This window comes from Aureimonas sp. AU20 (assembly GCF_001442755.1).
Taxonomy (GTDB): Bacteria; Pseudomonadota; Alphaproteobacteria; order Rhizobiales; family Rhizobiaceae; genus Aureimonas.
In genome coordinates, this window is the sequence record NZ_CP006367.1 from 1,324,721 (window position 1) to 1,334,319 (window position 9,599).

3 protein-coding genes are annotated in these 9,599 nt (G+C 68.0%); all 3 read left to right on the forward strand.

Annotation, left to right across the window (positions count from 1 at the left end):
• Positions 1-111 precede the first annotated feature (111 nt).
• From M673_RS05915 to M673_RS05925, 3 genes are read left to right on the forward strand one after another with little or no spacing between them, the layout of a single operon-like run.
• The gene (locus tag M673_RS05915) at positions 112-2,775 is read left to right on the forward strand and encodes a PD-(D/E)XK nuclease family protein (protein WP_187301302.1); all 2,664 of its coding nucleotides are present in this window, start codon (positions 112-114) and stop codon (positions 2,773-2,775) included.
• Positions 2,775-6,179, forward strand: coding sequence for a UvrD-helicase domain-containing protein (locus M673_RS05920; protein WP_061974436.1), 3,405 nt, complete (start codon positions 2,775-2,777; stop codon positions 6,177-6,179). The genes M673_RS05915 and M673_RS05920 overlap by 1 nt, the downstream gene beginning before the upstream one ends.
• A gap of 24 nt (positions 6,180-6,203) precedes the next feature.
• Entirely contained in the window at positions 6,204-9,545 is a 3,342-nt protein-coding gene (locus M673_RS05925; RefSeq protein WP_061974438.1) for a DEAD/DEAH box helicase, read from the forward strand.
• The last annotated feature ends 54 nt before the right edge of the window (positions 9,546-9,599 follow it).

The following is a 9,599-nucleotide window of genomic DNA, read 5'->3' on the forward strand; positions in this document are numbered from 1 at the left end:
TACAGATAAAAACTATATGGACATATCTGCAAGACGCATTCATTTTCTATTCCCATCGCGGAGTCGCGTCAAGCGGAACCGTGCCGGGCACCAGGGTGGAGCGACGCGACGATGACCAGCATGACCGACCGGCGGACCATCGTCGCCCACGGGCGCTTGGCGATGCGGGAGCTTCGCCTCGACGCCGCGCGCCATCGGCGTCACGGCCTGCAGATCATGTCGTTCGAACAGCTCGCGGTTCGCCTCGCCGGCGGCTTTGCCAGGCCGATCGACGACGAGAGCCTGCAGACCGCGATTCAGGCGGTCCTCTCCACTACGCCGCTCGGCGAGCTCGAAAGCATCAAGCTTCTGCCTGGAATGGTCGACGCCTCAGCCGACACCCTGCACAAGGCCTGGCGCGCCGGCATCGACCTCGCGTCCCGTTCGCACGAGCATCCGCGCCTCGATTCCGTTGCGCGTCTCCAGTCGGCCGTGCTGGCTCAGCTGCCGCCGGGCATGATGCGGCCCTGCGACTTGGTCACGGCCGCTTGTCAGCGCCTCGATCACGCCAAGGCCGTTCTGGGTCCGGTCGAGATTGTCGGCATCACCGAGCTGTCGCCGTGCTGGCGCCCGTTGCTTGCGGCGCTGACCGGCCACACTCCGGTGACCTGGACGGCGGGCCCCCGGCCGACGCCGCCTTGGCTCGAGGCGACCGGCATCACCATCGCCCGCGACGCGCCGCAGGTCCCGGCGGTTCGGGCGGCAAGCGCCGCTACGGCGTATCATGAGGCCATCGAGGCGATCCGCTGGGTGCGGGCGCTGTTGGTGTCCCGCGAGGCCGAGCCGGCGGACATCGCCATCGCCTCCGCCTCGACGGCGGACTATGACGACCACTTCCTGTCGCTTCGCGCCGACGCGAACCTCGACCTCAACTTCATCCACGGGATAAAGGTCACCACCACCCGCGAGGGTCAGGCGGCCGCCGCGCTCGCCGACATCCTCGTCCGCGGCATGTCGCAGACGCGAATGCGCCGTCTGGCGGCGCTCTGCGAGTCCGAGGCCGGTCCGTTCCAGACGCTGCCCGCGGGCTGGCTGCGCATTCTGCCGACCGACGCGCCGCTCGCCTCGCTTTCGGCCTGGACGCGTCTGCTCGGGCGCCTGACCGATGCGGACTGGCCCGATGGGCAAGACCACACCCCCGCCTTGCGCGGCATCGTCGAGCTTCTGGGCAAGGGCCACGACGCCGCCGAGGAGATCGGCGCGGCGCTACTCAGCGGCCGCGCCTCGGCAATCTGGCGCAAGGCGCTGCTGGCGGGGCCGACCGGGTCGCTCGACACAACGCTGGAGAATCTCAAGCAGGACGACGGCCTCGAGGCGTGCGTCTCCGTCGCCTGGATGCCCGCCAGCGCTCTGGCCGCTTCGCCGCGCCGGTTCGTCCGCTTGATCGGGCTGAACTCGTCGCGCTGGCCGCGGAGCATCTCCGAAGACCGCCTGATCTCCGACCACGTCATTCCCACTGCCGAACTCGATCCCCTGCCGGTCGCGGCGGCCGATCGCCGGGACTTCGAGACGATCCTCGCCACGACCGAACGCCAGGTGGTGCTGTCGCGCGCGCGCCGCGATAGCGAAGGACGGCTCCTCGGCCGCAGCTCGCTGCTCGGCGCCTATGGTGAGGAGATCTACGTCCGCCGCAACGCAGTCCCGGCACACGCCTTCAGCGAGACCGACCGGCTGATGGCGCGCCCGCAGGAGTTTGCCGGTGCGCCCCAGGCGGTCGCCGCCACGGCCTGCTGGCGCAACTGGCACCGCAAGGAGATCACGCCCCACGACGGCCTGGTGCGCGCCGACCATCCGCTCTTGCTGGCCATCCTCGACCGCACCCAGTCGGCGAGCTCGCTTCGCCTGCTCCTGCGCAGCCCGCTCGGCTTCGTCTGGCGCTACGCGATGCGGCTGCGGATGCCCGAGAGCGGCGCCGATCCGCTCGTTCTCGACGCCCTTGGCATGGGCGACCTCGTCCACATGACGCTCGATCTGGCGCTCCAGAAGCTGGAGGCGGGCAGCGGTCTGGCCAAGGCCGACGAGGCGCAGATCACAGCCACCGTGCAGGAGGCCGCGCGCGAGGTCGCCGGGGTCTGGGAGAGCGAACGCGCTGTGCCGCCGGAGGTGATCTGGCGCCGGACGCTCGACGACACCCGCGTCCTGACGAGCCGCGCGCTCACCTATGGCGACGAGCGGCTGCCGGACGCTCGTTCCTATGGGGAAGTGGCCTTTGGCGGCTTGGAGCCCAAGTCAGATGCCGACAGTCCTTGGGATTACACGATTCCGGTCGAAATCCCCGACGCGTGCTTCCGCATCAACGGCTACATCGACCGTCTCGACCTGTCGGGCGACGGCAAACGCGCCCTGGTCCGCGACTACAAGACCGGCCGCCCGCCCAAGGAGGACATCAGCCTCGACGGTGGCCGCGAGTTACAGCGCTGCCTTTACGCCTTCGCCGTCAAGGCGCTGCTCGGGTCCGGGGTCTCGATCAGCGCTTCGCTCCTGTTCCCGCGCGAGCAGGTCGATCTCCAACTCGCCGATCCAGAAGCCACCCTGCTCGAGATCACCGGCTATCTGCAGGCGGCGCGCGCCAACCTGACCGCCGGACACGCCTTGATCGGCCCCGATACGGGCGGAACCTATGACGACCTCGCCTTCGCCCTCCCGGCGAACGCGGGCGCCACCTACTGCAAACGCAAGTTGCCCGCCGCGACCGAGATGCTCGGCGACGCCGCGCAGGTCTGGGAGGCCCAATGATGACCGCCGCAAGCAAAGCCCTGCACGACGACAATGCCCGCCGCGCTGCCATCAGCGTCCATGACCAGTCCATCCTGGTGGAGGCGGGCGCAGGTTCGGGCAAGACCGCCGTCATGGCCGGCCGCATCGCCGCCATGCTGGCGGAAGGCGTCGCGCCCAAATCCATCGCGGCCGTGACCTTCACCGAATTGGCCGCGAGCGAACTCCTAATCCGCGTCCGCGACTTCGTCGCCGACCTTATGACGGGGACCATCCCGACCGAATTGCGCATCGCCTTTCCGGGCGGGCTGTCCGAGATCCATAAGGCCAACTTCGCGACGGCCTCGGCAGCGATCGACGAGATTACCTGCTCGACCATCCACGGCTTCTGCCAGCGTCTAATCAAACCCTATCCGGTTGAAGCCGACATCGATCCCGGCGCCGGCGTGATGGATGGTACTCAGGCCGATCTCGCCTTCATCGAGATTGTCGAGGCCTGGCTGCGCGAGCAGCTATCGGGTGGCCAGGGCGGCATTAGCGCCGAAATGGTGCTGCAAAGCCCCGGCGAAACGGTGGGCCTCATCCACAAGATCGTCGGCAACCTGCGCAAGCGGCGCACCGTGTCGGCGCCGCCGGCTACGCCGCTCGCCCCGCATCTGCGCGGCTTCCATGACGCTACCGCTGCCTTCACCGACTTCATCCGAACCTCGCCCACGGTCGAAGAGGAAACCGCGACGCTCGCGGAGCGCCTCGCCGAGATGGCGCAGGCGATGGAGGACGCAGCGACCGCCGAAACGCCGGCGGGACTCATCCGGCTGTTGGTAACGCCGCCGCACCCCGAACTCTGCACCAAGAGCGGCTCGTTCCTGGCTTACAGGAAGAAGGGCAAATGGGCTGAGGCCGCCAAGCGCGAGGGTCTGGCCAAGGCCGATGGCGAGCTGCTCAACGCGGCGGCCGAGGGCCATTATGCGGCATGCTGCCGGGCGTGGCAGCTCCTGCTGCAGAATGTCGCCAGCCGCGTCCTGTCCGATCTGATCGCCCAGGTACAGCCGCTGCTGGAGCGATTCCGGGATTACAAGCGATCCGCCGCTCTGCTCGATTTCGACGACCTGATCTTCGCTGCGCGCGATTTGCTGCGCGACCATGAAGAGGTACGCCGCGCGCTGGGTGCGCGCTTCTCCCGGGTCCTCGTCGACGAATTCCAGGACACCGATCCGCTGCAGACCGAGATCTTCTGGCGCCTGTGCGGCGAACCCCCAGCCGCCGGCGGAACCGACGATTGGGCGGCCTTCCAGATCCGCCCTGGCGCGCTGTTCCTGGTCGGCGACCCCAAACAGGCGATCTACCGCTTCCGCGGCGCCGACGTCAGCGCTTATGTTCGGGCCCGAGAAGCCTTCCTTGCCCAGGACGCTGACAGCGTCCTGTCGATCTCGACTAACTTCCGTTCCTGCGCGCCAATCCTCACTTATGTGAACGAGCGCTTTGAAGCGCTGCTGTCGAGCGAGGGGCAACCGGGCTTCACCGCCCTCGACCCGTTCCACGCCGACCGCGGCGAGGCCCCCTGCGTCGCCGCGGTCGACATCGCCGTCGCAGACGAGGACGGCAAGGCGAGCGCCGAACGGCAGCGCGATGCCGAAGCCGAAGCCGTCGCCGAGCTCTGCGCCCGTCTGATCGGCAGCGAGATGATTCTCGATCGCCGCTCCGGCGCCAGACGCGTCTGCCGTCCTGGCGACATCGCGCTGCTTGCGCCGACCGGCAGCGACCTGTGGCGCTACGAAGAAGCCCTCGAGCGGCACGGCATCCCTGTCGCCACCCAGGCCGGCAAAGGCCTGTTCCGGCGGCAGGAGATTCAGGACCTCATCGCGCTGACCCGCGTCCTGGCCGATCGCCGCGATACGCTGGCCCTGGGCGCGCTTCTGCGTGGCCCGTTGGTCGGCCTGACCGAGGAAGAGCTGCTCGACATCATCTGGGCCTTGCCGCGATCCGAAGAGCACCCCGAAGCGCTGCCGCGCCTCGACCTCGGCGTCGACGCCAGCGCCGTTGTCCACCCGCTGGCGCGCTCGGTGATCGAGCGGCTCCAGGCTCTTTATCGGCGGACCAACAGCACGACCCCGCACGATCTGCTGTCGCAAGCGGTGGATGTGATGCGCGTGCGTCCGATCCTGCTCGCGCGCCATCGCGGCCAGGCCGAGCGGGCGCTTGCCAATGTCGATCTCTATCTCAGCCTGGCCTCCGCTTTCGCGGTTCGCGGACTGCGCGCCTTCGCCGAGACGATGACCGCGGCGTGGACCGACGAAGCCCGCGCCGTCGAGGGGCGGCCCGACGCGCAGGAAGAAGCCGTCGCGCTCTACACCATGCACGCAGCCAAGGGCCTCGAGTGGCCGATCGTCGTGCCGGTCAACACGATGACCGGCATCATGCCGGCCGAGAACGCGGTGACCGATCGCTACAGCGATACGTTCTATTGCCCGGTCTTCGGGGTGAGGCCGGCCGGCTATGACGAAGTGCGCGACGCCGAAAAGGCCGAGCTCGATCGCGAGCGCGTCCGGCTCTGGTACGTCGCCGCCACCCGGGCGCGCGAGCTGCTGGTCTTGCCCCGCCTCGACGCCTCGCCGTCGAAGTCGGCCTGGATCTCGCTACTCGACCTGTCGCTCGCCGACCTTCCGGCGCTCGATATCGCTCATCTTCCGCTGGAGATGGGTGCAGCGGTGGCCGGCGAAGGCAACCAGCAGACCCGCGAGAGCTTCGCGGCGGAAGCCGCCGCCATCGCCGAGCGCCACCGACGCCTGACCTGGCTGGCGCCCAGCCGTGACGAAAGCAGCGCCGGCCCGGTGCTCACCTCGGAGGCGGTGGAGATCTGGGCGGCACGCGACGAGCGCCAGCCCGATGACGAGGCCGAACGCCCCAGCATCCAGGGCGGACGCGAGCGCGGCCTGATCCTGCACAAGCTTCTCGAAGAAGCGCTGACCGGCGAGACCGCGCAAGACAGCGCCGCGCTGACCGATCGGGCGCGATTGCTCATCGCGGCGCTCGGTCGGCCGGCGGTCGAAGACCCGTCGCAGGGCCTTTCGCCCGGGGAACTTGCTGGGTGCGTGACCCGCACGCTCGCCTTGCCCGAGATCGCCGAGCTTCGTCCGGTCCTGACCCCCGAGCTCCCGGTCTATGCCTCGGCGCTCCTCGACGAGATTGAACAGGCGACCGCCGGCGTCGCCGACGCCATCGCCCGGGGATCCGACGGGACGCCGCAGGTGGTCATTGACTGGAAGAGCGACGTCCTGCCCACCCTTGAGACGGTCGATCACTACCGCGCTCAGGTGGGGGCCTATCTGGACATGACCGGCGCCGCGCGCGGACTGATCGTGCTGGTGACGACCGGCGAGATCATCGCCGTCACGCCGTCGCCGCTCGCGGCGGTCGCGGCCTAGTCGCCGGCGGCAGGGGGGGGACCGATGCTGACCCGCGCGAACGCCACCGCCGCCAGCCAGGACGACCTCTTCAGCGAAGAGGTGTCGCTGCGGCTCCCTGCCCGGCTGGCGGTCGACGGCAAGGTTATGGGCAGCTCGACGCGTCAGCAGGCCGTGCCGGCCACCGAGGCCGTTTGCCGGCTCAAGCCCTTTACGGTTCGGCGCGTCGGCGGTTTTGAGACGATCCTGAAAAGCGGCGAGACGCTGAAGATCCTCAGCGCCAAGACGGCGACCCAGCTCGAGGCCGACCTTGTGCTGCTCGTTCCCGACGCCCTGCATCCCAAGGACATCGGCGCGGCGCTGGAGCGAGGCGAGGGCAGCTGGATCCGGCCGACGCCGCTCAATCCCGCGTCGTTGAGCGCCCCCGAGATGGCGAGCCGGCTCGAACGGGTGACCGCGTCCTGGGAAGACGCCTTCCACCTGCGCGAGGCGCACGCGGCCACCGACGTCAAACCCGCCGCGCCGGGGCTCAGACGGCCGCAGATCGGCGCGCTCCACGCCGCCCTCGCTCACGCCACGCGCTCGACCGAGCCGGCGACCATCGTCATGCCGACCGGGACCGGCAAGACCGAGACGATGCTGGCCCTGAACGCCCGCCAGCGCTTCGATCGACTGCTGGTCGTGGTCCCGACGGACGCACTTCGCGACCAGATCGCTGGCAAGTTCGAAACCTTCGGTGTCCTCAAGGGTCAGGCCTGTCTCGACGCTGCGGCGGAATATCCCTTGGTGACCCGCCTGTCGCACATTCCCTCGAGCGTCGCCGAGGTCGATCAGCTCTTCGACAGCGCCAACGTCATCGTCACCACCATGCATATCGCCGGCCGGGCCGATCCGCAGGTTCAAGAGCAGATGGCCGCCCGCGCCGCCGCCCTGTTCATCGACGAGGCCCATCACATCGGCGCGCGGACCTGGACCGAGTTTCGCGGGTTGTTTGTCGATCGGACGCCGCCGATCCCGATCGTCCAATTCACCGCCACGCCCTTCCGCGAGGACGGCCGGCGGGTGGATGGCGAGTTCATCTACACCTACCCGCTCAAGAAAGCGCAGGAAGAGGGCTATTTCAAACCGATCCGCTTCGAGGCGGTCTTCGGCCTGGACCGCCCTGACGCCGACATGGCGATCATCGAAAAGCTAGGCGACGTTCTCACCGCCGACCTCGAGGCCGGGCTCAACCACCTCGCCATGGCGCGCTGCAGCACCATCGAGCGCGCCAAGCACCTCCATCAGCTCTACACCGCGATCCATCCGGAATATCGCCCGGTCATCGTCCACAGCCAGCAGCCGCTGCGAGAACGGCGCGAAAACCTCGCGGCGCTACGGCGGTTCGAGAGCCGGATCATCGTCTGCGTCGACATGCTGGGCGAGGGGTTCGACCTCCCCGAGCTGAAGATCGCCGCCCTGCACGACCACCACAAGAGCATTGCGGTGACGATCCAGTTCGTCGGCCGCTTTACCCGGCAGGACTCGACCCTGGGCGACGCGACGGTCATCGCCAACACCGGCGTCGACGACGTCGACCGCTCGCTGGCCAAGCTCTATGCTGAGGACGCCGATTGGAACGCGCTGGTCGAAGCCCTGAGCTCGGCCAAGATCGAACGCCAGATCCGCCGCGCCGAGATGTTCAAAGGCTTCACCGGCGACCTCAACGACATCCCCTTGCAAACCCTCGAGCCGAAGATGAACGCTGTCGCCTACCGGACCGCGTGCGAGAGCTGGGATCCGTTCCAGGCCGAGGAGCTCTACGATCCCGGCTCCTATCTCGGCATGAAGATCAATCCGCACCAGCGCGTGGCGATCTTCGTCACCCGCGCGGAGGAACAGGCCCGCTGGACGACGGCGCAGCACGCCATCAACATCACCTGGGATCTGCACATGCTGCATTGGGACCAGGCCAGCGGCCTGCTCTACATCAGCAGCTCGGCAAAAGGCCCGTTCGATCGCCTGGCCAAGGCGGTGTGCGGCGATACCGCGCGCCGGATCGAAGGCGAGGATGTGTTCCGCAGCCTGCACGGCTTCAAGCGCCTGATCCTGAGCAACCTCGGCCTGATCCACCACCAGGGGCGAGGGGTGCGCTATTCCATGTATATGGGCGTCGACGTCGCCGACGGCCTGGACAGCGCCAAGTCGCAGTCGCGGATCAAGAACAACGTCTTCGCCACCGGCTTTCTCGACGGCGCGCCGGCGTCGCGCGGCTGCTCGGCCAAAGGCAAGTTCTGGTCGATGTCGCCGGTCCGCGACCTCACCGACTGGGTCGACTGGTGTCAGGACATCGGCCGCGCGGTCAACGATCCCGGCATCACCACGGACGGGGTGTTCAAGAGCGCAATGCGGCCGCGCCAGATCAGCGACCGTCCCGCCGTCCCGCCGGTGGCGATACACTGGCCGGAATCGCTCCTGATGCAGATCGAGGAGCGCGTCGAGATCACCTTTGGCGAGCACGCCGTGCCGTTCGCCGAATGCGACATCGAGCTGCTCGACAATGCGCGTTCCGGTCCCTTGCGCTTCGACGTGGTGAGCGACAATCACTCGGCCGAGTTCGAGATCGTCTTTGCCGATGGCGGCGCGCGCTATCCCCAGCGGGCCGGGTCCAAGGCCACGATCAAGATCGGCGGCAACGTGCAGACCCTCTCGGAATGTTTCGCAGACGACTCGCCGCAGATCGATTTCGGCGATGGCTCGCTGCTGATCTACAGCCACCTCTATGCGCTGCCCGAAGGCGAGACGGTCCCGCCCTATCCGCCGGAGAAGCTCGAGGTCTGGGACTGGTCCAAGACCAACATCCGCGCCGAAGCGCAAGGCTTCGAGAAGCGGGCCGATTCGGTCCAGCGGCTGGTGATCGAGACACTGCTCGCGGACCCCGAGCCCTATGACGTGATCTTCGACGACGATGGCAAGGGCGAGATCGCCGACGTGGTGGCGCTCCGCATCACCGACAGCGTCGTCTCGGTGACCCTGTTCCACTGCAAATATTCAGGCGCCTACACGCCCGGCGCTCGGCTCGGCGACCTCTACGAGGTGTGCGGCCAGGCTCAGAAATCTGCCCGCTGGCGCGATCGACCGAACCGGATGCTGCAGCACATGCTGAAGCGCGAACAGATCCGGCGCGACAAGGGCCTCAGCTCCCGCGTCGAGCGCGGATCGGCCGCCATGATCAAGAAGCTCAAGGCCGGCTGGCAGGATCATCGCTTCGAATATGACGTGCGGATTGTGCAGCCGGGGCTTTCCCGCCAAGCCATTGGCGAGGAGGGGCTTCACCTGATTGCAGGGGTCGAGACCTATCTGCTGGAGACCCGCGCCATGCGCCTGCGGGTCATCGGCAGCGCGTGAGGCACGCCTTGGTTCAATATCGGCGCGGGGCGCCCGAAGAGAGAGTCGCGGGGC

Excerpts from the sequence above, each read along its gene's own strand:
- M673_RS05925 (WP_061974438.1), top strand. The coding sequence starts at position 6,204 with ATGCTGACCCGCGCGAACGCCACCGCCGCCAGCCAGGACGACCTCTTC.
- M673_RS05920 (WP_061974436.1), top strand. The coding sequence starts at position 2,775 with ATGACCGCCGCAAGCAAAGCCCTGCACGACGACAATGCCCGCCGCGCT.
- M673_RS05915 (WP_187301302.1), top strand. The coding sequence starts at position 112 with ATGACCAGCATGACCGACCGGCGGACCATCGTCGCCCACGGGCGCTTG.